This is a genomic window from Chromobacterium sp. S0633 (assembly GCF_024158805.1).
Lineage (GTDB): Bacteria > Pseudomonadota > Gammaproteobacteria > Burkholderiales > Chromobacteriaceae > Chromobacterium.
The window spans coordinates 23097-49220 of sequence record NZ_JAMZGH010000020.1; the positions used below are offsets into that span (position 1 = coordinate 23097).

Annotated in this window: 19 protein-coding genes; 13 read left to right on the plus strand and 6 right to left on the minus strand. The window is 65.3% G+C overall.

The annotated features are described in order from the left end of the window. Positions 1-39 precede the first annotated feature (39 nt). Positions 40-1065 (plus strand): type VI immunity family protein, encoded by a 1026-nt coding sequence (locus tag NK214_RS12855; protein ID WP_253314684.1) that lies wholly within the window; start codon positions 40-42, stop codon positions 1063-1065. Between the two features lie 130 nt (positions 1066-1195). Then, complete coding sequence (locus NK214_RS12860; protein ID WP_146176754.1) at positions 1196-1672, plus strand: hypothetical protein; 477 nt, start codon at positions 1196-1198, stop codon at positions 1670-1672. A 61-nt stretch (positions 1673-1733) separates the two neighbouring features. Here the strand turns inward: NK214_RS12860 and NK214_RS12865 are convergent, their stop codons facing one another. From NK214_RS12865 to NK214_RS12875, 3 genes are all read right to left on the minus strand, one after another. Next, positions 1734-2105, minus strand: a complete 372-nt coding sequence (locus NK214_RS12865; protein ID WP_227106162.1) for a hypothetical protein — start codon at positions 2103-2105, stop codon at positions 1734-1736. A 511-nt stretch (positions 2106-2616) separates the two neighbouring features. Beyond that, positions 2617-3780: a histidine decarboxylase gene (locus NK214_RS12870; RefSeq protein WP_253314685.1), complete on the minus strand. Its 1164-nt coding sequence runs from the start codon at positions 3778-3780 to the stop codon at positions 2617-2619. 442 nt (positions 3781-4222) lie between these two features. Continuing rightward, a complete protein-coding gene (locus NK214_RS12875; RefSeq protein ID WP_227106164.1) occupies positions 4223-4519 on the minus strand; it encodes a phosphopantetheine-binding protein in 297 nt (98 codons plus the stop codon). A 124-nt stretch (positions 4520-4643) separates the two neighbouring features. Between NK214_RS12875 and NK214_RS12880 the strand changes: the two genes are divergently transcribed. Next, positions 4644-9026 (plus strand): amino acid adenylation domain-containing protein, encoded by a 4383-nt coding sequence (locus NK214_RS12880; RefSeq protein ID WP_253314686.1) that lies wholly within the window; start codon positions 4644-4646, stop codon positions 9024-9026. Between the two features lie 86 nt (positions 9027-9112). Next, the gene (gene basC / locus NK214_RS12885; protein ID WP_233246752.1) at positions 9113-10429 is read left to right on the plus strand and encodes a putative histamine N-monooxygenase; all 1317 of its coding nucleotides are present in this window, start codon (positions 9113-9115) and stop codon (positions 10427-10429) included. Between the two features lie 264 nt (positions 10430-10693). Here basC and NK214_RS12890 read toward each other — a convergent pair whose 3' ends face one another. Beyond that, positions 10694-12850 carry a condensation domain-containing protein gene (locus tag NK214_RS12890; protein WP_253314687.1) on the minus strand — a complete coding sequence of 719 codons (2157 nt, stop codon included), beginning with the start codon at positions 12848-12850 and terminating at the stop codon, positions 10694-10696. A 361-nt stretch (positions 12851-13211) separates the two neighbouring features. Here NK214_RS12890 and NK214_RS12895 point away from each other — a divergent pair, with 361 nt between their 5' ends. From NK214_RS12895 to NK214_RS12930, 8 genes are all read left to right on the plus strand, one after another. Beyond that, entirely contained in the window at positions 13212-13781 is a 570-nt protein-coding gene (locus NK214_RS12895; RefSeq protein WP_253314688.1) for a sigma factor-like helix-turn-helix DNA-binding protein, read from the plus strand. Then, positions 13778-15577 carry an ABC transporter ATP-binding protein gene (locus tag NK214_RS12900; RefSeq protein WP_253314689.1) on the plus strand — a complete coding sequence of 600 codons (1800 nt, stop codon included), beginning with the start codon at positions 13778-13780 and terminating at the stop codon, positions 15575-15577. Before NK214_RS12895 ends, NK214_RS12900 begins: the two co-directional genes overlap by 4 nt. Next, positions 15571-17340, plus strand: coding sequence for an ABC transporter ATP-binding protein (locus NK214_RS12905; RefSeq protein ID WP_227106182.1), 1770 nt, complete (start codon positions 15571-15573; stop codon positions 17338-17340). The genes NK214_RS12900 and NK214_RS12905 overlap by 7 nt, the downstream gene beginning before the upstream one ends. Continuing rightward, the gene (locus tag NK214_RS12910; protein WP_227106184.1) at positions 17337-18281 is read left to right on the plus strand and encodes an ABC transporter permease; all 945 of its coding nucleotides are present in this window, start codon (positions 17337-17339) and stop codon (positions 18279-18281) included. The genes NK214_RS12905 and NK214_RS12910 overlap by 4 nt, the downstream gene beginning before the upstream one ends. Next, the gene (locus NK214_RS12915) at positions 18278-19228 is read left to right on the plus strand and encodes an iron chelate uptake ABC transporter family permease subunit (protein WP_253314690.1); all 951 of its coding nucleotides are present in this window, start codon (positions 18278-18280) and stop codon (positions 19226-19228) included. The genes NK214_RS12910 and NK214_RS12915 overlap by 4 nt, the downstream gene beginning before the upstream one ends. Then, positions 19225-20007: an ABC transporter ATP-binding protein gene (locus tag NK214_RS12920; protein WP_227106188.1), complete on the plus strand. Its 783-nt coding sequence runs from the start codon at positions 19225-19227 to the stop codon at positions 20005-20007. The genes NK214_RS12915 and NK214_RS12920 overlap by 4 nt, the downstream gene beginning before the upstream one ends. Continuing rightward, positions 20004-20996, plus strand: coding sequence for a siderophore ABC transporter substrate-binding protein (locus NK214_RS12925; protein ID WP_253314691.1), 993 nt, complete (start codon positions 20004-20006; stop codon positions 20994-20996). Before NK214_RS12920 ends, NK214_RS12925 begins: the two co-directional genes overlap by 4 nt. A 603-nt stretch (positions 20997-21599) precedes the next feature. Next, on the plus strand, positions 21600-23834 hold the full coding sequence (locus NK214_RS12930) for a TonB-dependent siderophore receptor (protein ID WP_253314692.1): 2235 nt from the start codon (positions 21600-21602) through the stop codon (positions 23832-23834). Between the two features lie 89 nt (positions 23835-23923). Here NK214_RS12930 and NK214_RS12935 read toward each other — a convergent pair whose 3' ends face one another. Together NK214_RS12935 and NK214_RS12940 are read right to left on the minus strand one after the other, a co-directional pair. After that, positions 23924-24238 carry a hypothetical protein gene (locus NK214_RS12935; RefSeq protein ID WP_235085277.1) on the minus strand — a complete coding sequence of 105 codons (315 nt, stop codon included), beginning with the start codon at positions 24236-24238 and terminating at the stop codon, positions 23924-23926. Between the two features lie 225 nt (positions 24239-24463). Beyond that, complete coding sequence (locus tag NK214_RS12940; RefSeq protein ID WP_227106194.1) at positions 24464-25162, minus strand: NUDIX domain-containing protein; 699 nt, start codon at positions 25160-25162, stop codon at positions 24464-24466. 134 nt (positions 25163-25296) lie between these two features. Here NK214_RS12940 and prs point away from each other — a divergent pair, with 134 nt between their 5' ends. Beyond that, complete coding sequence (prs, locus tag NK214_RS12945; protein ID WP_253314693.1) at positions 25297-26109, plus strand: ribose-phosphate diphosphokinase; 813 nt, start codon at positions 25297-25299, stop codon at positions 26107-26109. The last annotated feature ends 15 nt before the right edge of the window (positions 26110-26124 follow it).

Consider the following 26124-nt stretch of genomic DNA (forward strand, 5'->3'; position numbering starts at 1 on the left):
AAGCATCCGCAGGCATGCAGATGGGTTAGGGATGGAGCAATGGAGCAAGTAGAAACTCCACGACAATTACAGCGACTACAGCAATACCAAGATGAGCTGGTTTGGACCCTGGGCGCGGATGATGCCATTGTGGTGCGCCCAGGTCTGATTGCCACTTTTTTCTTTGAAGGCGGCAGTTCAATTGCGGTACGTGAAAAAATAGTGGCGTGCTTTGATGCTTTCTACGACAAGTTCGGCTCTCATCTAAGAGGGAAACAGATTGGCTCTGGCAAGTACACCAAGATGGCCAAGGATGGCTATGCCGCCAATAGAAGTACCGCTCTTGCCAATACCGATCCGCACGATGCGCTAGAGTGGACGATAAGTTCAGAGCCCACTCCGGAGTGGGCGCCCGCCTATGCGATGCAGTGTCTGACACGACGGGAACTACACGAAACGTGGGGGCATAAATCCTATTTGAAGTTCACTCTGCCGCATACCTTATTGTTTGAGAAAAACGGCACCTCTATTTATCAGAATTTAGTTCAGTTTGTTTGTAATGCTCTCTCCCCCATTCATGGCTATGGCGGCCTATCGCCAGTCCTACCTTATGACTTTGACCGCTACTTGCCCAATGAGTACGAACTGGCGCAGCGCTTCATTGGGTTGGATGTGGACAGCATGTCGTTTTCTGCCGGTGCGCACGAGTTGCAAAACCATATCAAAGGCGCCAACTGGCTCACCATTTTGGGGAGTCAGTTCGTTCAGAAATTGGGAGGAGAAACATCACTCCGCGCTCAGCTAGCAAGCTGGCCGAATATCGTTCTGAGCACCTACCCTGGTGGCTTGATTATCCAAGCCGGAGAGTACCCTGACCTTGGCGCACCGGAAGACGGCGCCCCCATTTCCTATGTGGCAGTGAATCATGTAGTGAAACCAATTCGCACCACGGAGCCAGGCTCCCTGCATTACCACCTGCCTCAACAGAATGGGTTCGACAAGTCCGAAACCGAGAGCTGGTATGCGCGTTTTGACGATGCGACGCCGGTGCTCAGCCCACCCCCTCACGCTCCGGCCGGTGCTTGAGCGGCGAGGCCGGGCTTCCCTAGATCAAGTTATGGCAGCACACTGTCTGGTATCGGCAGCGCGAGTAGCGGTGATCATTAGGCTTAGCTTGTAGGCGCAGTATTAATACGAAAAATGCGAAAGACAGTAAATGAATGCACGAGTGGATTTGAATAATCAGGATGTCACCTGGGAGACAAAAGAGCTTGTTGCGGACCCGGCTCGCTTGCTGGCGAGAATGCGGAGCGCGGGTTTGCCCTTGCAGGATGGCGTTGCCGGGGAGGTGGAGGGCGAGTCCGACGGCAGCAAGATCACGGCTTTGGTGGCGGTCAGCGCGGACCGTTTGGCGGCGATTGTCGCGTCGCCAAGCGGCTTGGTATACCGGCTGGAGCCGGAGATTATTGAGCAGGAGTGGTGGTCGTTTGCCGCTCGGTATTACTACATCGTGACGGGCAATCTGGCGGATCGGCAATTGCTGGCCGAGCATGCCGGCGTTGAGCTCAGCGCCGTCAAGGGTAAAACGATTTCCAGGAAGAAGCTGGCCGAGCCTTCCGGACTGACTCTGGACCAGTTGTTGGATCAGGCATGCCCGGAACTGGCGCAACGGCAAGAATCGTTATTTGATTGATGGTTTTGGCTGTAACTGCATAGTCGGCAACGCCGCAGCGCCCGCTGCGGCGTTTTCACATCTACATCACCGAGCCAATCAGTCTGTGGCTGGTTTGTAGTTCCTGCCGCACCGGTTCCAGCAAGGTCACGATTTGGTCACAGTTCAGCGTTTTGTCTTCCGGGCAGCTTTGCAGCAGGGTCAGCAGCGCGTGCAGGTTTTGGCTGGCGTAGTGGAGGTGCATGGTGCCGCGGGTGATGCTTTCGTCCACGTCCAGATAGCGGCGGTCCAGCTGTTGGCTCAATGTTTCCAGTTCCGAGCAACCCTGGGCGTTGACGCGCAACGCTGTCAGCAGGTCTTGCAGCTGTTGCAGGACGGGGGTGGCGCTGGCGGCGAGGGTTTCCATCAAGGCGTCGGGGTCGGGGTTTGGTTGGGAGATATTCAATATATTCACTATGGCCTCCACAAACATTTGCTTAAGGAAGCCTGCGCGGCACGCACGGAAGGCGTGGGCAGGCACATGACAAAGTGGGAGGACCGGCATATTAGCGGCAGCCCCGGAGGGCTCAATGCCATGCGCCCGCCCGGTTGTGGCTAACGCATGGACACGGCGAACCACGGCCAAGCGGTTCGTCCGAATATGCAAGTTGGGCCTCCCAGCCCATGGCTGCGTTATTTGGCGCAGCGCATGGGCAGAGTAAGGGGGGCAAGGCCCAGCGTCAAGGCGGCGGCGGGCCGGGGTGGGGATTACAGCAGAAAGCCGCCCTTTACGGGCGGCTTTTGGCGTTGCAGCGCCGCGGCGCGGCGATCACTTGCCGGTTCTAAGAAGGCGTTTACGATCTTGCGAGCTAGAGCGAGACAGGGCGTTGCGGCTAAGAAAGCGGAATGTAGCTCCGGTACATGAGCGTTTCGGAGCGGTGCCACCGTGTCACGTCTCACGACGCGCAGCAGATCGTCAATAGGTTCTAAGCCGCGTTCATGGCGGCGCCGGCCGGGGCCGTCACGGCGCCCAGGTCCTGGATGATGTCGTCAATCAGGCGGTCCAGCCGCTGGCTGTCGTGGTGGTGGGGCGTGGTGATCAGGTGGGCCGCGCCGCCGGATCTGGCCAGGCCGTGTTTGTTGCATACCGGTTCAGACGGGCTGGGGAAGACCACGGTGATGGAGTTCTTGCAGCGCCAGGCCTGGATGCCGGCGGACTGGAAACGGTCTATCGCGTATTGGGCCATGTCCAGGCAATGGCGCACTTTGCGGCGCCATTCCGCCAGCGGCCGGCTCTTGATGGCCGCCCACAACATCATGGGGGTGTGGCCGTTGCGGGAGCCGCTGATGGTTTGGTCGTTGGCGGAGATGTAGTCGATTTCCACGGAGATGCGCGACACATTGCTGCGTTTGGCCAGCACGATGCCGCATGGCATGGGCGAGCCTATCATCTTGTGGCCGGACACGCTGATGGAGTCGATGCCGTCGGCGAAGGAGTAGGGCTGCGGGCTGTCGACAAAGGGCAGGATCATGCCGCTGAGCGCGGCGTCCGCGTGCAGGTAGTAATCCCGCCGCGGGATGCCGGCCTCAGCCAGCTTGTCCTGGATGACGCCGATGTCGTCCACGGCGCCTTTCATGGTGGTGCCGACGTTGACGAAGACGATGGGATGGCGCTCCTGGTCTTGCTGGATTTTGGCCACCAGGTCGTCGTAGTCGATTTCGCCGCTGGGCAGGGAATCCACCGCGCGGGATTTGATGCGCAGCAGCTTGATGATCTTGGCCACGGAGTAGTGGCTGTCCTTGGAGTAGTACAGGGTGGCGTCCGGGAACAGTTCGCGGGCGAGGTAGCAGCCGAACATATTGCCTTCGGTGCCGCCGTTGGTCACGTAGCCCCAGCTTTGGTCAAAGGGGATGTGGAACAGTTCGGCGAAGAAGTGCATGACTTCGCGTTCGAAGTCGAAGGAATTCAGCAGGTAGTTGCTGCTTTCGTTCCAGTCGCCGCAGTTGTTGATGGAGAAGCGCAGGAAGCGGTGCAAGGGGGCGTAGTCGAAGTCGGCTGACTCTGGATAAGCGAGATTGAAATATTGGTGTTGCAAGCAGTACTGCCAAAAAGATTCGATACGGTTTTGGTCAAGTTGGGACAGCGACATGGGTGACTCCGTGGTTTCTCAGAACCTGTTCACGATTCGCTGCGCGGCGACGGGATAGTTTAGACAGGGCGTTGAGAACGCTTTCGAAATGCTCACGCACTCTGCGCGCATTCCGCTTTCTCGGCTGTTCTCGCCTTGTCTTGTCGGCTTGCAAGATCGTGAATGGGTTCTTGGTGGGTGGGTATTGCTGGTGTTTTTCCTTGTTGGCTGGGCGTGGGTTGGCGCCCGGTTTTGTCTGTTTTAGGGTTTTGTTAGTGGTTTTTAGTGCGTGTTTACGCTCTGGCGAGCAAGCGCGAGACAAGGCGTTGCGGCTGAGGAAGCGGCATGCACTTGTGGCGCATGAGCATTTCGAAGCCGTACTCACCGTGGGGCGTCTCACGACGCGCGGCAGGTCGTAAACAGGTTCCAAGGGCCGGTTCTGCGCGCCGGCCTCGGCCATTCTTCAAGCGTCCGCTTGCCGGGCGTCCAGCAGCGCTTCCCAGCCCGCCAGGGTGGGGGAGCGGCTCAATTCTTCCGTGCGCACGGGGATGCCGCGGGCGTTGAGCTCCGCGGCCAGCGTCATCAGGCGCAGGGAATCCAGGCCGTAATACATCAGGTTTTCCGTGGGGTTCAGTTCCCCGTCTTCCGCCAGCAACTGCCGCAGCCGGCCATGCAGCCATTGGCGCGGGTTGGCGGCTGTTGCTTGAGGCGCGCCGCCGGCTTGCGGCGGGGTGGTGCTGATTGCTTTTTCATTCGTCATGACGATTTCACCTGGATCATTGCATCACGCTAAAAATGTAAATTATAATCATTCGCATTTAGAGATGCCATATGGAGATGGAAGAAATGCAAGAAATCCATTTGTCAATTTTCATGGGTGCGCAATGAGAGAGCTGACTTCAATGCAGGCGGCCTGCTGGATGGGCCGGGGCGATCATTCCGATCTGGGTGGCGTCTCTGCGCATTTGTATGCGGAGTTCGACGGCCAGGCCATTGAGCTGCCGCGTTTGGTGGCCGCGCTGGCCCGGCTGGGCCGCGAGCACGCCATGCTGCGCGCCTGCGTAACGGCGGACGGCATGCAGGCGCTGGCGGCAGCGGACAAAGCGCCCCATCTGGAGGTGGAGGATTTCACCGCCTTGGAGGGCGAGGCGCTGGCGCAGCGCCTGGAAGCCAAGCGCCAGCAGTGGACTCATCAGCGGCTTGACCTGGCAACCGGTCAAGCCGTTCGTTTTTCCATCAGCCTGTTTGGCGCGGGCGATAGCCGGCTGCATGTGGACGCGGACATGATCGCCGTGGACCCGTCCAGCTTCCGCGTGCTGATGGAGGATTTGGCGCTGTTCTACGAATCCCCGGACGCGGAGACGCCGCCCACGCCTTCCTTCTTTGAGTGGTGCGACCGGGCGCGGGACGAGCCCTGGCTCAAGGCGGCCCGGGAGCGGGACCGCGATTGGTGGCGCGCGCAGTTGGCCGATATCGCGCCGGCGCCGTCCTTGCCGCGCCGGGAGGGGCCGGCGGGCGCGGCATCCAGCCAGCGCTTGTGCGCCTGGCTGGCGCCGGAGCAGCGCCAGGCTTTGCGGCGGCTGGCCAAGGCGCAACGGCTGACGCTGTCCGGCCTGATGCTGGGCGTGTTCGCCCAGGCTTTGGGCGCGGCCACCGGGGACCGGCGCTTCCGGCTGAATGTGCCGGTGTTCTGGCGGCCGCCGCTGTTGGAGGGTGCGGAGCGCATCATCGGGGAGTTCGCCAATCTGGTGTTGCTGGATGTGGATTTGGACGCGGCGCCGACTTTGGGCGCGCTGTGCCGAAACCTGGCCGCGCAGTTGCTGGAGCGCGCCGGCCATTGCGCTTATCCGGGCGTCAATCTGATGCGGGATCTGTCCCGTCATCACCGTTCGCCGCAGATCGCGCCGGTGGTGTTCACCGCGGCGCTGGACATGCCGGGCGGGGAGTTGTTCTCGGAGCGGGTGCGGCGCGCCTTCGGCGCGATGAACTGGGTGATTTCGCAGGGGCCGCAGGTGGCCTTGGACGCGCAGATCGTCAGCGCGGACGGCGGGGTGTTGATCAATTGGGACATCCGCCTGGACGCCTTGCCGCAAGACTGGATCACGCAGCTGTTCAACGATTTCGTGGCCCTGGCCACCGCCGTGGCGGCGGACCCGGCCGCGCTGGAGCGCCCGCTGGCGCAGCCGGAGGCGGAAACGCCGCTGTCGGTATTGCAGCAGGCGTATCTATTAGGCCGCACCGCGCAGCTGCCGCTGGGCGGGGTGGCGATGCAGGAGTTCCGCGAATACCACGGGACGATGGACCCGGCGCTGCTGCGCGCCCGGCTGGGCGAGATGGCGCGGCGTCACGATTGCCTGCGCACGGTGATAGACGTTGCGCGCTTGCGGCAGCGGGTCCGCGCGCAGCCGCGGGTGAATCTGCGGGAGGTGGATTTGCGCGCCTTGTCGCCGGCGGCGGCCCAGGAGCGGGTGGCGGCGGCGCGCGAGGATTACGCCCACGCGTTGTTTGATCTGGAGCATGCGCCGTGGGAGCTGACGCTGTTCCTGCTGCCGGACGACAGCTTGACGGTGTTTGCGCGTTTCGATGCCTTGATTGTCGATGGACGCTCCATCGCCGCGCTGATGCTGGAGCTGTTCCAGGGCGTGGCGGAGCCGAGCAGGCCGGCCGCCGCCGCGGCGGCCGAGGCGTCCGCTGAAGCCCGCAAGGCGGACGCGCTGTACTGGAAAAACAAGCTGGCCGATTGCGGCGGCGCGCCGCGGCTGCCTTGGCGCAAGCCCTTGGATCAATTGGGCGTGGCGCGCTATGAGAGGCAAAGCCTGACGGTGAGCGCGGAGCGTTTCGAGCGGCTGGGCAAGCTGGGCAATGGGCAGCGCTTTTTCAAGAACACCACGGTGATGGCGCTGGTGTTGGAGGTGTTGTCGCATTGGCTGGACGAGGGCGGTTTGTGCGTGGCGGTGCCGGTGGCGCCGCTGCCGTCCGGCGGTTTCTCCAACCGTTCCAGCTTTATCGCGGTCACGTGGCAGGCGGGGCTGGACAGCCTGGCGGAGCGCGGCCGCCGCTTGCAGGCGGACGTGATGGAGGGCTTGCAGCACCTGGCCTTCTCCGGCGTGGACCTGGCGCGGATGCTGTTTGAGAGCCATGGCCCCGGCCCGGCGCTGCCGGTGGTGGTGACCAATGGCTTGTCGTGGCCAACAGCGGCGGACGGCGCAATGCGCCAGATCGGCGGGTTGACCCAGACGCCGCAGGTGGCGATGGATCTGCGTTTTTCCGCGCGGGCGGACGGCGCGCTGGTGTTTGACATCGATTACGCCCGCGACGCGCTGGAACCGGCTCTGGTGGGCGCGGTGCTGAGCGCGCTGGAGCGGGCCATCGAGCAGGTGACGGACAGCGGCGTGTTCGAGGCCCCGGCCGGCCGGGTGTTGGATTACGGCCATTACCGGCTGAACAGCGTGGAAGCCGAGGCGCGGCGCGAGAATTTCCTCGGCCGCATCGCCGCCCATATCTTCGACCCGGACAACGCCCGGGTGGCGCTGATCAGCGGTCAGCGGCGGATACGCTACGGCGAGCTGGGCGAGGCGGTGTCCCGAGCGATGGCGGCGCTGAAGGCGCGCGGCGTCAGCGCTGGCCAGGTGGTGGCGGTGTGCCTGCCGCGCAGCCCGGAACACACCATCGTCACCCTGGCGTGCGCCTTCAGCGGCGTGGTGTGGGTGCCGATAGACGCGGCGTCCCCGGAGGAGCGGCTGCGTTATTTGCTGGACAACTGCCGGCCGGACTTGGTGGTGGCGGCCCAGCCCTTGCCGACCGAGCATGCGCGGGCCACGCCGGAGCAATTGCTGGCCGAGGCCGCGCCGCTGGCCGCGCGCGGCGGCTGGCAGGCGCTGTCCCTGAGCGAGACGCCGGCGTATTACCTGTACACCTCGGGCACCACCGGCAAGCCCAAGTGCGTGGTGTTGTGCAACCGGGCCACGGCCAATGTCATCGGGGCCACGCTTGAGCATTGGCAGGTGACGCAGCGCGATGTGTGCCTGTCGGTGACGCCGCTGCACCACGATATGTCGGTGTTCGACGTGCTGGGCAGCCTGACTGCCGGCGCCACCCTGGTGTTGCCGGAGGCGGGCGAGGAGAAGGACGCGGTGCGCTGGAACCAGCTGGTGGACGAGCACGGCGTCACGCTGTGGTGCACGGTGCCGGCGATGCTGGAGATGTTGCTGTCTTGCCGGCAGGACGGCGGGCTGCACAGCCTGCGGCTGGTGGCCCAGGGCGGGGATTACATCAAGCCGTCCATCATCGCGGATTTGCGCGCTGCTCTGCCGGCGGCGCGGCTGCTGTCCTTGGGCGGGCCGACGGAAACCACGATCTGGAGCATCTGGCATGACATCGTCGCGGAGGACAGCGCCAAGGTGCCCTATGGCCGGCCGCTGCCCGGCAACCGCTATTGGCTGCTGAACGAGCGCGGCGAGCATTGCCCGGCCGGCGTGGCCGGCCGCATTCACACCGCCGGCGTCAATCTGGCGCTGGGCTATCTGGAAAACGGCGAGCTGACCCAGCACGACTTCGTCACCGTGCGCGACGAGGCCGGCCAGCTGGCGCGCGCCTTCCGTACCAGCGACTGCGGCCGTTACCGGCCGGACGGGGTGATGATGTTCGACAGCCGGGTCAACGGCTACGTCAAGGTGCGCGGGGTGCGGGTATCGCTGCCGGACATCGAGATGGAGCTGATCAAGCATCCGGCGCTGGCCCATGTGCTGGTGGTGGATGTGGGCGATGAGCGGCAGGGGGAGCTGAGCATAGGCGCGCTCTACGTGGCCAAGCCCGGCGCGGAGGCGAGCGCGGCGGATCTGCGCGAGCACGCGCGCCGCGTCCTGCCGCAATCCCATGTGCCCACGCGTTTCTTGCCGGTGGAGCAACTGCCCCTGTCGCAAAACGGCAAGCCGGACCGCCGCGGCGCGCGCGCGCTGTTGCAGGCGCCGGCCCAGGAGCGTGCCGTGCCACCCGCGCCCGCTGTCGCCGTTGTCGAGGCTCCGGTCGCGGCGACGCGGCACCGGCGCCCGGTGCTGGACATTTATCTGGGCGTGCTGGGGCGTTCCTACCAGGAGCTGGCCGACGAGCTGCTGGATTTCAGCAGCATGGGTTTGCTGCCCCAGCATCTGAAAGCCATCGCGGCGCGCCTGCGGGAAAGCTTCGCCGTCGAGCTGTCGCCCGGCCAGCTGCTGCGTTGCCGCAATGTGGCGGATGTGGAGCGTTTGCTGGCGGCTGGTCAGCCCTGATCAAACTCACCCCGGGGCGGCGATCCCGCCCTGGGGGCAATCGATAGAACCTTTGATAGAACCTTGGGAGTTTTTCGCATATGGAAATGGCGAACGTAGATGTTGCCGGCGTCGGCATCGGGCCGTTCAATCTGGGCTTGGCGGCCTTGTTGTCGCGTCACTCGGATATCAAAGGGGTGTTTCTGGAGCGCAAGCCGGCGTTTCGCTGGCATGAGGGTTTGCTGTTGCCGGGCACCACGCTGCAAGTGCCGTTTCTGGCCGATCTGGTCACGCTGGCGGACCCCACGCATCCGCTCAGCTATCTGAACTATCTGCACCAGCATGACCGCCTTTACCAGTTCTACTACTACGACAACACCCTGGTGCCGCGCATCGAATACGACGATTACTGCCGCTGGGCCGCGCAGCAGCTGCCGGCCTGCCGCTTTGGCGAGGAGGTGCGGGACGTGGCTTACGACGCGGACGCGGGGCGTTTCGTGGTGGACAGCGAGTCCGCGTCGGGCGGGATGCGCCGCTACGCCGGCCGCGATCTGGTGGTGGGCGTGGGCACTTCGCCGTGGCTGCCGGCGTGGGCGCGCGCCAGCCGTCACCCGCGGGTGATTCATTCCGCCCAGTTCATCCCCAATCAGCAGGCGTTGTCGCAGTGCCGGCGCGTCACCGTGATCGGCTCCGGCCAGAGCGCGGCGGAGTGCGTGCTGGCGCTGTTCCGCGAGCTGAGCCCGGAGCAGGCGGCGGCCGGGGCGTCCATTCAGTGGATCACGCGCGCGCCGGGCTTCCACCCTATGGAGTTTTCCAAGCTGGGGCAGGAGTGCTTCACCCCGGCTTATATGCAGTACTTCCACAGCATCCCGCGCGAGAAGCGCCGCGAGGTGGTGGCCGGCCAGGGCCTGCTGTACAAGGGCATCAGCTTCTCCACCATCGGCGATATTTTCGATCTGCTCTACGAGCGTTCGATAGGCGGCCGCGAGCCGGGCCTGAAGCTGTATTCCAATTGCGATGTGGAGGCGCTGGAGGAGCAGGGCGCGGACGGCGCGCTGCGCATGACTTGCCATCACCGGCAGCTGGGCCAGCGTTGCCAGCTGGAGACGGACGCCATCGTCGCGGCCACCGGTTACGCCCACGCCTGGCCGCAGTGGTTTGAGCGCTTGAAGGAGACGGTGCTGGAGGTGGACGCGCAGGGCGATTGCATCGTGGAGGAGGATTTCACCGCCCGCCGCCGCGATCAGGGGCCGGGCCGGGTGTTTGTGCAGAACGCGGAGATTTTCCAGCACGGGGTGGGCTCGCCTGACCTGGGCATAGGCCCGATCCGCAACGCGGCCATCATCAATCAGTTGCTGGGTCAGCCGCGTTATCGCCTGCCGCAGCGTTCGGCGTTCCAGCATTATGGGCTGCCGCAGGGCTAGGTTCGAAACCGGCCGGTGGGTATCGCTGCGCTCCACCCACCCTACGAAGGCTGCTTGTCGCGGTAGGGGGGGCGCAGCGATACCCACGCGGACTGGGCCTGGGGCGCATCGGACGCGGGGTTTCCTGGGGCCAAGCTAAGGTGAAATAGATTGCGAATAGGCTCTGAAGCCGAATGGAATTGACGCCCCCGCTCTCGTTTGAGGGCGGGGGCGTCAGGCTTTGCGCGCCGTTTCTCCGACGCGCAGCGGACCGTAAACGACGGCTTAGCCCAGCAGCTCTTCCAGCCTCCGCTCGCTGGCGTCGCCCGCGCTCAAGAGCGCGAACAAGCGGTGCAGCGTGGCGCAGATGGCCTCTAGCTGGGCGGCGGAGTAGCGTTCCGCGCGGTAGGTGATGACCAGGCGCAGCGAGCCGTCGTGCGCGTCTTCCATGATCTCGAACTGCAGGCCGAACATGGATTCGCTCTTGTCCGGGTCGATCTGGCGGTAGCGGATCTCGCCGCCGTCCGGGGCCGGCAGCGCGCCGTTGAGCGCGTTGTTGGCGTGGACCTGGACGTAGACGTCGAACAGCAGGCCGTCCGCCGGCGTCATGCCCAGCGCGTTTTGCACCAGTTCCAGCGGAATGTCGGCGTAAGCCATGGAGTCGTTGATGGTCAGGGTCACGTCCTTGAGCAGGCTGCCCAGCGATTGCCCGCGGTCGAAGCGCACCCGGTGCGCCACCATGGTGGTGAAGTAGCCGACGGTGTCGAAATACGCCGCGTCGGTGCGGCCGGAGGACGAGGTGCCGATCACGATTTCGGGCAGATCGCCCAGCTTATGCAGGGCCAGCGCGATGGCGGTGTAGACCACGCTGAACAGCGAGGAGTCATGACGCTTGGCGAAGGCGGTGATCGCTTCCTGCGTGCCCGGCTCGGGCTTGAACTCCAGCCATTTGGCCTTGAAGCCGGCGGCTTGGTCGGGCGCGGCGACCGGCGCGGCCGGGTCCGGCAGGCGCAGGCCCGGCGTGGCGCCGCGCAGCATGGCGGTCCAGTAGTCCATGTGGCGCGGGTTGACGCCCTGGCTCTGTTGTTCCAGCGCGAAGGCGTGGAAGGAGGGCGCCGGGGCGGCCCATTGCGGCGCCTTGCCGGCGGCGCGGGCGCGGTAGGCCAGCGCCAGCTCGTCCATCATCACATTGAGCGACCATTCATCGATCGCCATGTGATGCACCAGGAAGGACAGGGTCTGGCGGCCGGTGGCCGGGTGGCGCAAGAAGCGTATCCGCAGCGGCAGTTCCCGGCTCAGGTCGAAGCGGTGGGCGGCTTCGTCCGCCAGCGTCAGCCCCTCGCTCTCCGCGCTGCTCCAGAACCACTTGTAGCCGCCGGCTTCCGTCAGCGGCACGATGCGCTGGAGCGCGGCGCCGTCTTCTTGATGGAAGGTGGCGCGCAGGCTGGCGTGGCGTTCCAGCAAGTCGCTGAAGGCCAGGCGGAACAGGTTTTCGTCCACCGGATCGAGGAAGTCCAGCGCGAAGGGCAGGTTGAAGATGGTGCCGAAGTCGTAGGCGGCGTAGGCGCGCCACAGCGAGGCTTGCGCCAGCGCCAGCGGCGCTTGCCGCACTTCGGCGGACGGCGCGGCCTGACGGCGTTGTTCGCTGACGGTGGCGCGCGCGGCCAGCGCGGCGGCGGTGGGCGCTTCAAAGAAGTCGTTGAAGCGGATCTGGATGCCGTGCTTGCTTTGCAGGGTGCCGATGATGCGGGTGGCCAGCAGGGAATGGCCGCCGAAATCGAAGAAGTTGTCGTCCGGCTTCATGCCGGGCTCGGCCAGCACGGCGCGCAGTTCGCTCAGGATGACGGCGGCGATCGCGTCCTGGCCGTCGGCGGCGGGCTGGGCGGCCGCCGGCGGGCGGTAGCCGGTTTCGCCGGCCTGCAAGGGCAGCGGCGTCAGCGCCAGCGGGCGGCGGGCGGCGTCCAGTTGTTGATAGCCCTGGGCCAGCGCGTCCGCCAAGGCCTTGAAGGGCTGGGCCGGCTCCAGGATGGGGTGCAGGCTCAGCGCCAGCACGGCGCTGTGTTCGGTGTGGACGATCAGGGCCTGGAACGGCGGCTGCGTCTCCGCGTCCCAGGGCGCCGCGCGCAGCGCGAGCAGGCGCTCGGCCAGCTGGGCTTCGCTCATGCGCGGGAAGGCGATGCAAGGGTGCCAGCCGTCCACATGGGATTTGCGCAGATCGCCGTCGTCGCTGAACTGGTAGCGGGCGTTCAGCTCCGGCCGGGCCTGGATCAGCTGTTGCAGCGCCAGGGTCAGCAGGGCGAGGTCCGTTTGCTCGTCCAGCCGCCAGGCGTCGACAAGGCGGTTCAGGCGTTCCGGGTGTTGCTGCTGCAATAGCCAGCATTGTTCTTCGTGAAGGCTCAGGGGCAGGCGCTGCGACGGGATGTCGGGGTGGGGGTGCGACAAGAGTGGTCTCCTTCTGAAATTCAACAGCCAATAATCGTTGCGGGCGGCGACGGGAGGCCTTTGACGGTCGCCAGTCAACAGGACGCGTCGTCGGGAGATGACGGCCCTGGGAATGCGTGCGGCGGGTTCTTGCGATGAGATGTCTACGGCATGGAAGGCGCGGGATTCCGGCCGTGTCAGTCATGGCCCCATCGGGCTGAGGGGGCGCTTATGCGTCATGCCCGGCGGCCGTAAACTGGCTTTTCGGCATAATTCATGCAAAGGACATCGGTTGATTACGTCTTGTATGACGTATTGACAATGTCGGTGATAATAATAAAAATGATTATCATTTGCAAATACAAGTGAAAAGGAGAGGGGCGTGGACAATGGCCCGATCACTTTTCAGTCGCAATTGCGGAGCTTGTACCTGGATCACCACGGCTGGCTGTGCGGCTTGTTGCAGCGCAAGTTGGGCAATCCGAACGATGCGACGGAGCTGGCTCACGACATTTACCTGCACCTCATCCAGAAAGGCCGGCTTCCGCCGGCGGACGAATCGCGCTGCCATTTGGCGCAAATCGCCAAAGGCAAGGTGATTGATCTGCTGCGCCGCCGCCGGCTGGAGGCCCGTTATCTGGAAAGCCAGGCCTTGCAGCCGGAGCCGCGCGCGCAGTCGGAAGAGGCGCGCGCGCTGGTGAAGGAGGAGATCAAGGGCGTGGACCTGGCGCTGATGGGCAAATCGTTCAAGGTGCGCCAGGCCCTGCTCTTGTCCCGGCTCAACGGCATGAGCTATGGCGATATCGCCGCGGAGCTGCAGGTGTCGGTGTCGTCGGTGGAGAAATACGTCGCGCTCGGCCTGCAGGCTTGCCGCCGCAGCGTGGAGGCCGGCCTGGGGCAGGGCGCGTGCAAGCCGCATTCATTAATTCGTGTCGTAGAGGAGTTGTCATGAGTGTTGAGGAAGAGGTTTTGGGAGAGGCGGCCGCGGCCGGGCCTATCGCCCGTGTGCTGGCGCCGATACGCGGCCGGCTGATCGCCGCCGGCTTGCTGGCGGGTTTGGGGTCCATGCTGAGCCTGGCGCCGCTGGCCGGCGTCGCCCATATCGCGCAGCTGGCGCTGGGCCAGGGCGCGGCCGCCTTGGGCGGCGATGTCTTGTGGCGGGTGGTGGGCCTGAGCCTGCTTTGCCTGTTCGCCGGCATGACGCTGATCCTGGCCGGCGACGTGGTGGCCCATCTGGCGGACAACCGCATCACCGGCCTGCTGCGCCTGGCGATTACCCGCCGGCTGGCCAAGGTGCCGCTGGGCTGGTTCACCAGCCGCGCCTCGGGCGAGGTCAAGCAGGCGATGCACGACGATATCGGCACCCTGCACAGCCTGACCGCCCATTTCTACACCACGCTGGGGCGCAGCGCGGGCGCGGTGCTGGCGTCCATTGCGTATCTGTTCGCGATGGATTGGCGCATGGCCATCGCCTCGCTGCTGCCGTTTCCGCTGTTCTTCCTGTTCTTCGCGCGGGCGCACAAGGCCAGCGCGGCCAATATGGAGAGCTTTGGCGCCGGCATGGCGCGCATCAACAACGCGGTGGTGGAGTTCGTCAACGGCATTCCGGTGGTGAAGGCCTTTGGCGCGCAGCACAAGGCGCACGGCAGCTACCGCGCGGCGATAGACGCCTTCGCCAGCGCTTTCACCGATTTCACCCGGCCGCTGGTCAGCGCGATGGCCAACGCCAACGCCATCATCGCGCCGGTGTCGGTGCTGGGCGTGGTGCTGGCTTTCGGCGCGCTGATGGTGGGCCTGGGCTGGATCGCTCCGGTGGATGTGCTGCCCTTCGCCCTGGTGGCGCCGGGCCTGAGCTCGCCGCTCTTGATGCTGAGCTATATCACTCATGATTTGAACCACGCCACCGGCGCGGCCCAGCGCGTGCACGCGCTGCTGCAAACCCCGGTGCTGGAAACCGCCGCCGGCGCGGCGCGGCCGGCCGACGCCGAAATCCGCGTGGAAGGGCTGAGCTACGGCTATTCCGAGCAGGAGCCGGTGCTGTCCGGCATCGATTTTACGCTGGTCCCGGGTACGGTGACGGCCATCGTCGGCCCCTCCGGCGCCGGCAAGTCCACGCTGGCGCGGCTGCTGCTGCGCTTCTTCGACCCCAGCGCCGGGCGCATCACCCTGGGCGGCGTGGATCTGCGGCAGCTGGACAGCGCGGAGCTGTATCGGCGCATCGGCTTTGTCTTGCAGGACGTGAGGCTGATCCACGCCAGCGTGCGCGACAACATCGCGCTGGGCCGGCCTTCCGCCAGCCAGGCGGAAATCGAGGAAGCCGCGCGCATGGCCAATATCCATGATCGCATTCTCGAACTGCCGCGCGGCTACGACGCGGTGATCGGCGAGGACGTGCAGTTCTCCGGCGGCGAGGCCCAGCGGCTGAGCATCGCCCGCGCGGTGTTGCTGGACCCGCCGGTGCTGGTGCTGGACGAGGCGACGGCGGCCGCCGACGCGGAAAACGAGGTCAAGCTGCAGCAGGCGCTGTCCGCCTTCGCCCGCGGCCGTACCCTGGTGGTGATTGCGCACCGGCTGGACACGGTGATGCAGGCGGACCAGATCCTGGTGGTGGACAAGGGCCGGCTGATCGAGCGCGGCCGGCACCATGAGTTGCTGGAACAGGGCGGCTGCTACGCGCGGCTGTGGGCGCAGGGTCATTACGGCAAGGCCGGAGAAGCAGAACAGGAAGGATTGGTGCCGCAATGTTGAAGACTTTTATTCGGCTGCTGGGGGAGGACGCGGCCAAATTGCGCCGTTACGCGTGGCTGGCGCTGACCTACAGCCTGCTGTGCGGCGTGACCATCGTGATGCTGGCGCCGGTGCTCAGCCATCTGCTGGCCGGCGAGGCGCGCGCGGCCGGCGCGTGGCTGGCGGCGCAGGCGCTGGGCGTGGCGCTGTGCTGGGGCTTGCGGCGCAAGGTGGAGAAAGCCGGCATCGCCGTCGGCATCGCCGTGCTGCAAGGCGGACGCCACCGTTTGGCCGAGCATGTCGGCGGCCTGCCGGTGGGCTGGTTCAGCGCCGGCAACACCGCCCGGCTCAATCACATCGCCACCCAGGGCATGATGGAAATGGCCCAGCTGCCGGCCCATGTGTTCACCCCGTTGTTTGTCGGCGTGGTGACGCCGGTGGTGGTGCTGGGCGCGCTGTTCGCCGTCAATCCGCTGATGGGCTGGGTGGGGCTGGCCAGCCTGCCTTGCCTGCTGCTGGTGTTTGGGCTGACCGCGCGGCTGAGCCAGCGCGCGGACCAGGCCTATCAGCAGCACGCCGGCCAGAGCAGCCAGCGCATGGTGGAGTTCGCGCAGGCGCAATCGGTGCTGCGTGCCTTCAACGGCGAAAGCGGCGGCACGCGTTTCCTGGAGCAGGCCATCGCCCAGCAGCAGCGCTCCGGCCGGCGCCTGATCCGGCTGTCGGCCTTGTCCTCGGTGCTCAACGTCTGGGCGGTGCAGGCCAGTTTCGCCGCGCTGCTGCTGGTGGCCGCGCTGTGGCTGAGCGACCATGCCGGCCTGGGTCTGACCCCGGCCACGGTGATTCCGGCGCTGGTGGCGCTGATGCTGATGAGCCGCTTCATCGACCCGCTGCTGGACGTGGCCGGCTATAGCGAGGTGCTGCGCGGCGCGCGCGGCCAGCTGCAGGCGGTGGCCAAGCTATTCGAGGTGGAACCCATGGCCGAGCCGGTCCGTTCCGGCGAACCGGCGGACGCCTCGGTGGAGTTGCACCGGGTGGGCTTCCGCTACGGGCCGGAACAGGTGCAAGTGCTGAGCGAGCTCAGCCTGCGGATAGCGCCGGGCAGCATGACGGCGCTGGTGGGCGCGTCCGGTTCCGGCAAAACCACGGTGTTGCGCCTGATCGCCCGCTTCTTCGACGTGGACCAGGGCGAGGTGAAAGTGGGCGGCGTGGATGTCCGCGATCTGTCCAGCGAACGGCTGGCCGGCCAGATCAGCCAGATCTTCCAGGACGCTTATCTGTTCCAGGGCAGCATCGGCGACAACATCCGCATCGGCAAGCCGGACGCCAGCGACGCCGAAGTGCTGGCGGCGGCCAGGCTGGCCGGGGTGGAGGAAATCATCGAACGCCTGCCGCAGGGCCTGGACACCCCGGTGGGCGAGGGCGGCGCGCGCTTGTCCGGCGGCGAGCGCCAGCGCATTTCCATTGCGAGGGCGCTGATCAAGGACGCGCCCATCCTGCTGGTGGACGAGGCCACGGCGGCGCTGGACACCGAGAACCAGGCCGCCATCGCCGAGGCGCTGGCCCGGCTGCGCGGCAAGCGCACCCTGATCGTCATCGCCCACCAGCTGTCCACGGTGGAAATGGCGGACCAGATCGTGGTGCTGGAGGACGGCAAGGTGCGCGAGCAAGGCAGCCACGCCGAGCTGAGCGCGCGCGCCGGCCTTTACGCCCACTTCCTGGAGCAGCGCAGAAGCGCCAAAGGCTGGCGCATCACCGCGGCGCCGGCCGCAGAGGCCCTGTCTTGAAACGACTCGCCTTGCCGCTGCTGCTCTTGGCCTGCAGCGGCTTGTCCCTGATGGTGGGGGCCAAACAGATGGCCTGGACCGGGCCGCTGGCCCTGTCCGACGACAGCTGGCTGACCCTCACCGCCAGCCGGCTGCCGCGCTTGGCGGCGTTGCTGCTGGTGGGGGTGGGGCTGTCGGTGTGCGGGGTGATTTTGCAGCAGATCGTGCGCAACCGCTTTGTGGAGCCGGCCACCTCCGGCGGGCTGGACGCGGCCAAGCTGGGTATCCTGGTGGGGCTGAGCCTGGCGCCGGAGGCAGGCAATCTGGGGCGGATGCTGTTCGCGCTGGCTTTCTGTTTTGTCTCCAGCCTGGTCTTCATCGCCATCATCCGCCGCATCCAGTTCAAGAACACCGTGCTGGTGCCGGTGATAGGGCTGATGTACGGCAGCGTGCTCAGCGCGGTGGCGGAGTTCTACGCCTACCGCCACAACATCCTGCAAAGCATGCAGGGCTGGCTGCTGGGCGATTTTTCCAAGATCGTCGAAGGCAATTACGAGATCGTCTACCTGATCCTGCCCATCGTCGCGCTGGCGTATTGCTACGCCCACCGCTTCACCGTGCTGGGCATGGGCGAGGAGATGGCGGCCAGCCTGGGCCTGAGCTACGCGGCCACCGCGGCGCTGGGCCTGGTGCTGGTGGCGGTGACGGTGGCCGCCACCGTCATCACCGTGGGCGCCATTCCCTTTGTCGGCCTGGTCATTCCCAATCTGGTGGCGCTGCGCTGGGGCGAGAACCTGCAGCGCACGCTGCCCATCGTCGCCGCCTGCGGCGCCTTGTTGATGTTGGTCTGCGACATCATAGGCCGCCTGCTGATCTACCCGTTTGAAGTGCCCATCGGCCTGACCGCGGGCAGCGTGGGCGGCGTCCTGTTCCTGATGATGATTCTATGGAAGCACAAATGAGGGATGCCCTGATCCGCCGCGGCGTCTGGGCGCTGGCGGCGGCGCTGGCGCTGGCGTTCCTGCTGCTGGGCTCCGGCCTGGATTTCGATTACGTGATTCCCAACCGCCTGATCCGCCTGGCGGCGATGGGGGTGGCCGGCGTCTGCATCGCCGTGTCCGCGCTGACCTTCCAGACGCTGACCGGCAACCGCATCCTGACCCCGGCCATCATGGGCTACGAGGCGATCTACCTATTGCTGCAGGCGCTGCTGGTATTGCTGCTGGGCGCGCAAAGCCTGGCGCTGCTGGGCCGTCACGGCAACGCGCTGCTGTCCATCGCGGTGATGCTGGCCTATTCCTGGGCCTTGCACCGCGCGCTGTTCCGCAAGGAGCGCAACGATCTCTACCTGCTGCTGCTGAGCGGCCTGGTGCTGACCATGGTGCTGGGCACTTTCACCCAGTTCATCCAGCTCAAGACCAGCCCCGGCGAGTTCGCCATCCTGCAGGGCTTCAGCTACGCCTCCTTCAACCGGGTCCAGCCCGGGGCCTTGCTGTTCGCCGCGCTGCTGACCGCGGCCGTGGCCTGGCTGGTGCGCCGGCGGCTGGCGGTGCTGGACGTGCTGCTGCTGGGGCGCGAGCAGGCCATTTCCCTGGGCGTGGATTACCCCGGCAATGTGCGCATGCAGTTGGCGCTGATCGCGGTGCTGGCGGCGGTGTCCACCAGCCTGGTGGGGCCCACCGCCTTCATGGGCGTCTTCGTCGCCAACATCACTTACGCGCTGGCGCGCACCTTCCGGCACCGGGTCACGCTGCCGCTGGCCTGCGCCGTCGCCATCGCCATCTTCATTGCTGCCCAACTCCTGGTGGAGCAGCTGTTCAATTACAAAACCACCGTCAGCATCCTGGTCAACCTGGTATGCGGCGCTTATTTCCTGGCGCTGATGGTGCGCAGCAGAGGACATGCATGATCACGCTTGAGCGCGTCTACAAAGCCTACGGCGACAAACAAGTGCTGCGCGACGTCAATCTCAGTTTTCCCTCCCGGCAAGTCACCTCGCTGATCGGCCCCAACGGGGCCGGCAAGAGCACGCTGCTGATGTCCGTCGCCCGGCTGTTGAAGCCCAGCGCCGGCCGCATCCTGATGGACGGCGAGGAGATAGAGCGGATTCCGCTGCGCAGCTACGCCAAGCGCGTGGCCACCTTGCGTCAGCACCCCAATATCGGCCTGCGCCTGACGGTGGAGGAGCTGGTGGGTTTCGGCCGCTTCCCTTACAGCCAGGGCCTGCTGAGCCGGGACGACCGCCGCGCGGTGGACGAGGCGCTGGCCTTCCTGGGCTTGCAGCCGCTGCGCGCCCGCTATCTGGATGAGCTCAGCGGCGGTCAGCGGCAGATGGCTTTTCTGGCGATGAGCATCGCCCAGCAGTCCGACTACCTGCTGCTGGACGAGCCGCTCAACAACCTGGACATGAAGCACGCGGTGCGCATCATGCAGGCGATACGCCGGCTGAGCGAGGAACAAGGCCGCACCGTGATCCTGGTGGTGCACGACATCAACTTCGCCGCCAATTACTCGGACCACATCGTCGCGATGAAGGCGGGCGCGGTGCATGGCTGCGGCCCGGTGGCCGAGGTGGTCACCCAGGCGCGGCTGCGCGATCTCTACGGCCTGGCCGTGGACATCCTGCCCAGCGAGCGCGGCTTCGTCTGCAATTACTTCAATCCCTCACCCACTGGAGAAACCGTATGAGCATTCATAAGACGCCGCGCGCGCGCGCGGCCCTGCTGGCGCTGGCCGTGGCCGGCGGCTTGCTGGGCTGCGACGCCCGACAGGCCGCGCCGGAAGCGGCCGCCGCCGCGCCGGCGGCCCAGGCCGCCTACGCCCCGCTCACCGTCAAGCATGAGCTGGGCACCACCCAGATCAAGAAGCGGCCGGAGCGGGTGGTGGCCTTCGACATGAGCGAGCTGGACGCGCTGGACCAACTGGGCGCGCCGGTGGCGGGCATCTCCAAGGACTATGTGGCCGGCTTCCTGAAGAAGTACGAGCAGGACCCCAAGGTGATGGACGTGGGCACCACCATCCAGCCCAATCTGGAACGGCTGCACGCGCTCAAGCCGGACCTGATCCTGATCTCGCCGTTGCAGGCGCAAAGCTATCCGGAGCTGAGCCGCATCGCGCCGACGCTGCATTACGACATCGACCTCAACAACCGCCCCGGCCATACCCTGGACACGGCCAAGGAGCATTTGCTGACCCTGGGCCGGATTTTGGGCAAGGAAGCGCTGGCGCGCGAGAAAGCCGGCGAGATCGACGCCAAGATCAAGCAGGTGCGCGAGGTGACCGCCGGCCGCCCGGAGAAGGCGCTGATCGTGCTGCACAACAACGGGGCCTTCACCTCCTACGGCGTGCGCTCGCGCTACGGCTACATCTTCGACACCCTGGGCGTGAAGCCGGCCAGCAATGAGACCAATAGCGGCCTGCACGGCCAGCCCATTTCCAATGAGTTCATCCAGCAGGCGGACCCGGACATCTTGTACGTGATAGACCGCACCGCGGTGATGGAGCGGCGGCCGGCCCTGAATCTGAAAACCCTGGACAACCCGCTGCTGCGGCAGACCAAGGCCTGGCGCAAGGGCAAGGTGATCTTCGCCGACGCCGAAACCTGGTATCTGTGCACCGCCAGCCTGAGCTGCCTGAACCGGATTGGGGATGAGGTGATCAAGGGCTATCGCGGCTGAAAGCCGGTTTACGATCTTTGCTGCCGTGTTTTGAAATCCAGCGCGGTACGCGGAAAACCGCGCAGCCGATGTGTCCCGGCCCTTCAAGTGATTTCCGCGTGGGTATCGCTGCGCTCCTCCCACCCTACTGATGACGAGCAAGCCTGTGTAGGGCGGGAGGAGCCGTAGGCGATACCCACCAGCGGTCTCTATGTTCACCAAGGTAGCTCTTGAAACCAGCTTTCATGATCTGCTGCGCGTCGTGAGGCGCGCGTTCAAAATGCTCCTACCCCTTGCACATTCCGCTTTCTCAGAACGTGTTTACGATCTCGCGAGCTAAGGCGAGACAAGGCGAAAACGACCGAAAAAGCGGAATGTACGAGTGGTACATGAGCATTTTGAGGGCGTTTTCAACGCCGTATCGCCGACGCGCAGCAGATCGTTAACAGGTTCTCAACGGTTTTCGCTCTTGCTCGCGTGACGTTGAACAAGCGCTAAGCCGGGCGCGAGTTGACTTGACGATGTGCTATCAAAAATGATTTTCATTTCTATTTGAGGGTTTCGCACTTTGCTTCGGAATACATAGTGAAGTGAAACAATCTCCTCACGTAGAAAGGAATCTGGATGTTGAGTCAGAAACGGTCGGCCTCCCCCATATCAACTACACGCCGACTCGCGCCGCAATCCGCCTTCCCCCTGAATACGCTGCGCGCCGCCACCCATCTGGCCCTGATGGTGGGCTTTGGCGGCGCCGGCCTGAGCTTGGCGCCGGCGGCGCTGGCGGCGGACAATGCGCCGGCCCAGGCCAGCAACGGCGCGCCGGAACGGCTGGCGCCGGTGGTGGTGCAAGGCCGCCGCGTCTACGCCGGCGGCCAGCTGGCCACCGATAGCCGGGTGGGCGTGCTGGGCAATCTGGACGTGATGGACACGCCGTTCAGCACCATCAGCTACACCGAGGACTATGTGGCCAACCAGCAGGCGCGCGAGATAGGCGCGCTGATCGGCGCCGCCGATCCCTCGGTTCACGTGGCCAGCAAGGGCACCATCCTCGAGAAATTCAATATCCGCGGCTTCCCCACCTCGGCCAACGACATCACCTTCAACGGCCTGATCGGCATGGCGCCCAATCTGCGCGGCTCCACCGAGATGGCGGCGCGGGTGGAAGTGCTGAAAGGGCCGTCCACCCTGCTCAACGGCATGCCGCCGGAAGGCAGCCTGGGCGGCAGCGTCAACATCGTGCCCAAGCGCGCGGGCAACACGCCGCTGACCTCGGTCACCGCGACTTATGAATCCGACAATATGCCCGGCGTGCACGTGGATGCGGGCCGGCGCTTTGGCGACAGGCAGCAGTGGGGCGTGCGCTTCAACGGCGTTTACCGCAACGGCGACACCGCGGTGGACAAGCAGAAACAGGGCATGAACCTGGCCTCGCTGGGCCTGGACTGGCGCGGAGAGCGCGCCCGCGTCTCGCTGGACCTTTACCGGCAGCGCGAAAAGATGGACGGCATCAATTACTTCGGCATCTTCTCCATCGCCCCCGGCGTGACCCAAGTGCCCACGCCCAAGAAAGGCGATTACCAGTTTGCGCCGGATTGGGCCACCAATACCAACACCACCCAGGTGGCCTTGTTGCGCGGCGAATACGAGCTGAGCGAGGCGCTGACCCTGTACGGCGCCTATGGCCATCGCAAGGCGGACTTCGACGCCACCATCACGCGCGACCGCTTGCTCAATAACGCCGGCGACCTCAGCGTGAGCGCGTTCCGCCTGATGAACGAGGGCACGCAGAAATCCGGCGAGGCCGGCGTGCGCGGTCATTTCGATACCGGCAAGATTCAGCATAAGTGGTCGCTGGCGGCCACGCGCTTCAGCTCGGAGCGCAGCTACCGGGATGGAATGGGCCCCACCTTCAACACCAATTACTATGCGCCGTCCTTCGGGTCCATGCCGGCGTTCCGGTATATGGGCAGGAGCGTTCAGGACAAGCTGGGCAGTATCGCCCTGGTGGATACGCTGTCCTTCATGGACGGCAAGGTGCAGTGGACGGTGGGCACGCGGCGTCAGAACGTGCAGAGCAGCAACTACGACGCCGCCGGCGCGCAAACCTCCAACTACGACCAAAGCCGCTGGTCCCCGGCCACCGCCTTGCTGGTCAAGCTTTCGGACCAGCTCTCGGTTTACGGCAACTATATCCAGGGCCTGAACCAGGGCGGCGTGGCGCCGGACACGGCCAAGAACGCCGGCGAAAGCCTGCAGCCGTATCAGACCGAGCAGTACGAACTGGGCGCCAAGCTGGATTGGGGCGGCCTCACCCATAGCCTGAGCCTGTTCCAGATCGCCCGGCCCAGCGCTTACACCAGCCCGGACAGCAATGTGTTCGGCGTGTACGGCGAACAGCGCAACCGCGGCCTGGAGTGGAGCTTCTGGGGCGAGGCCAGCCGCGGCCTGCGTCTGATGGGCGGCGCGTCTTACACCAGGGCCGAGCTGACCAAGGCGCTGGACCCGGCGCACCTGGGCAAGCAGGCCTCCGGCGTGCCCAAGGTGATGGCCAAGCTGGGCGTGGAATACGATATCACCGCCCTGCCGGGCCTGACCGCTACCGGCAACGCCCAGTACGTGGGCGAGCGCTTCGTCCGCGACAACAACCAGCTGTCCTTGCCGTCCTACACCACGTTTGACCTGGGCGCCCGTTACACCACCAAGCTGGCCGCCAAGGAAATCACCTTGCGCGCCTCGGTGCAAAACGTCGCCAACCGCGCTTACTGGGTGGGTTCGTGGAGCGGCGGCGACGGCAGCGGCTTGTCCGGCGGCCTGGGCGCGCCGCGCACCTTCCTGCTGTCCGGCACCGTGTCGTTCTGAGCATCCGCTTCGCGGACTCTTAGCCTTGCCCTGCCGGCCATGCGGGGCGTTTGACCGACGCCGCGGCTTCCGCCGCGGCGTTGTCGCGTTTACATCACCTTGCAAATCAGCTTATGGGCGGCTTGCAACTCCTGCCGCACCGGCTCCAGCAGCGCCGCGATCTGCTCGCCGTTCAGCGTCTTGGTGTCCGGGCAGCTCAGCAGCAAGGACATCAGCGCTTGCAGGCTTTGGGTGGCGGAGTGAAAACGCAGCACGCTGCGGGTCAGGCCCTCGTCCACCTCCAGATAGCGGCGGTCCAGCTTGCGGCACAAGGCCTCCAGTTCCGGCCGGCCCTGGGCGTTGGCGCGCAGCTCTTGCAACAGGTCTTGCAGTTGCAGCAGGACCGGGGTGGCTTGGGCGTTCATGGCCGCTCCCCCCTGACAGTGACAAAACGGGAATGCCGCCGGTGCAAATTAAATATATTCATTATGAGCTCCACAAAGATCTGCTCTAAGAAACGCCTGCGCGGCGCGGAGGACGCGGGCAGGCTCATGGCCGCGCTGTCGGGCGCGGCGCATGGCAGCCTGAGTGGGGAAGGCGGGAGCGTCAAGACGACAGCCGGGCCGGCCTTGGAACAGACTCTTTAGGCCTTACCAGCGCGCGCGCTTGAACAGGCTGAGCCGGTTGATGCGGAACAGCCGCGCCGGACGCTGCTTGCCGCCGAGGAATTCTTCGGTGGCTTCCAGAATGGCGGCCTCGTCCGCGTATTCGCCGGGCTTGGCGTCCGCCACCTTGATGCCCAAGCGGGAGCGGAAAGTGCCGCGGGACACGGTCTCGCCAAAAATCTGCTCGTAAGTGCGTTGCAGCTGGGTGAGGGTGAACCGTTCGGGCAGCAGCCAGCAGGGCAGGGTGGAGTAGCTGGCCTTGTTGCGCACCCGCTGCACCGCTTCCCGCACTTGCTCCGCGTGGTCGAAGGCCAGCTCCGGCAGCTGGTCCACATCGTAAAAGTGGAATACGCCGTCCCCGGCGTCCTGCAGTTGCTGCAGCGGGATCAGCGCCACGTGGGAGATGGCCACCGACCAGCCTCGCGGGTCGCGCCGCGGACCGGCGAAGGTGCGCAACTGTTCCAGATAGCGCGGCTCCAGCCCTGTCTTGTCGCGCAGCACGCGCATGGCGGTGGCTTCGCAGCTGTCGTCCTTATCCACATGCACATAGCCGCCGGGCAGCGCCAGCTGGTGTTGGCAGGGGGCGTGGCTGCGGCGGTGCAGCGCCACTTGCAGGCCGGCAGCGCCCAGAGTGAGCAGGACAATGTCCACGCTGACGGCGGGCGCGGGGCGCGAGGGGCTCATAGGAGGTCTCCGGTTTGGCTTTTCCAATATTTTCCGCCATATAGTTGCAAAACTCAACTAAGTAAATTTATACTGTGCGCATGTTAGTTGAAATTATCAACTAAGTAAGTCAACGCAGCGCAGGAGTCAGCATCATGTTCAAGATTTTCGCGGATTCGCAGCAAGGCGGCAGCCAGCCGCTGGCCTTTCAGAGCACGGTGTTTCCCGGTGGGGAAGTGCAGGTGTCGGTGGAAGTGGACGCGCCGGCGCAGGCCTTGCGCCTGCACGCCCATCTGCCGAACGCGCAAGCGGTGATGAGTTTGCTGATGCTGAGCGACGCGCTGCGTCGCGCTTACCCGGGCCGCCCGCTGGCCTTGCATCTGCCCTATGTGCCGTATGCGCGCCAGGACCGGGTGGCCAACCCGGGCGAGGCGCTGAGCGCCAAGGTGTTCTGCCAGCTGATCAATGCCCAAGGCTACAGCCGGGTGGTGATCCAGGACCCGCACAGCGATGTGGTGACCGCACTATTGGACCGGGTGGAAGTGGAAGACCCGCTGCCGGCGCTGCGCCGGGTGCTGGAGCGAGTGGGCCCGGCGGCGCTGGTGGCGCCGGACGCCGGCGCGCGCAAGCGGGTGCTGAAGCTGGCGCGGGAGCTGGGCTGCGAGGCGGTGCTGGCGGACAAGGTGAGGGACACCCAAAGCGGCCGCATCAGCGACACCCAGGTGGCCGGCCCTTTGCCGGCGCTGCCCTTGCTGGTGGTGGACGATATCTGCGACGGCGGCCGCACCTTCACCGAGCTGGCCAAGGCGCTGCGCGCTCGCCAGCGGGAACAAGGTCTGGACGCGCCGCTGTACCTGTATGTGACCCACGGTATTTTCAGCCATGGCCTGGAGCCGCTGCTGGAACATTACCAGCAGGTATTCAGCCGTAACGACTGGACGGCGGATGTCCGCTGCCAGCTGGTTTGACTCACTTAATTTAGA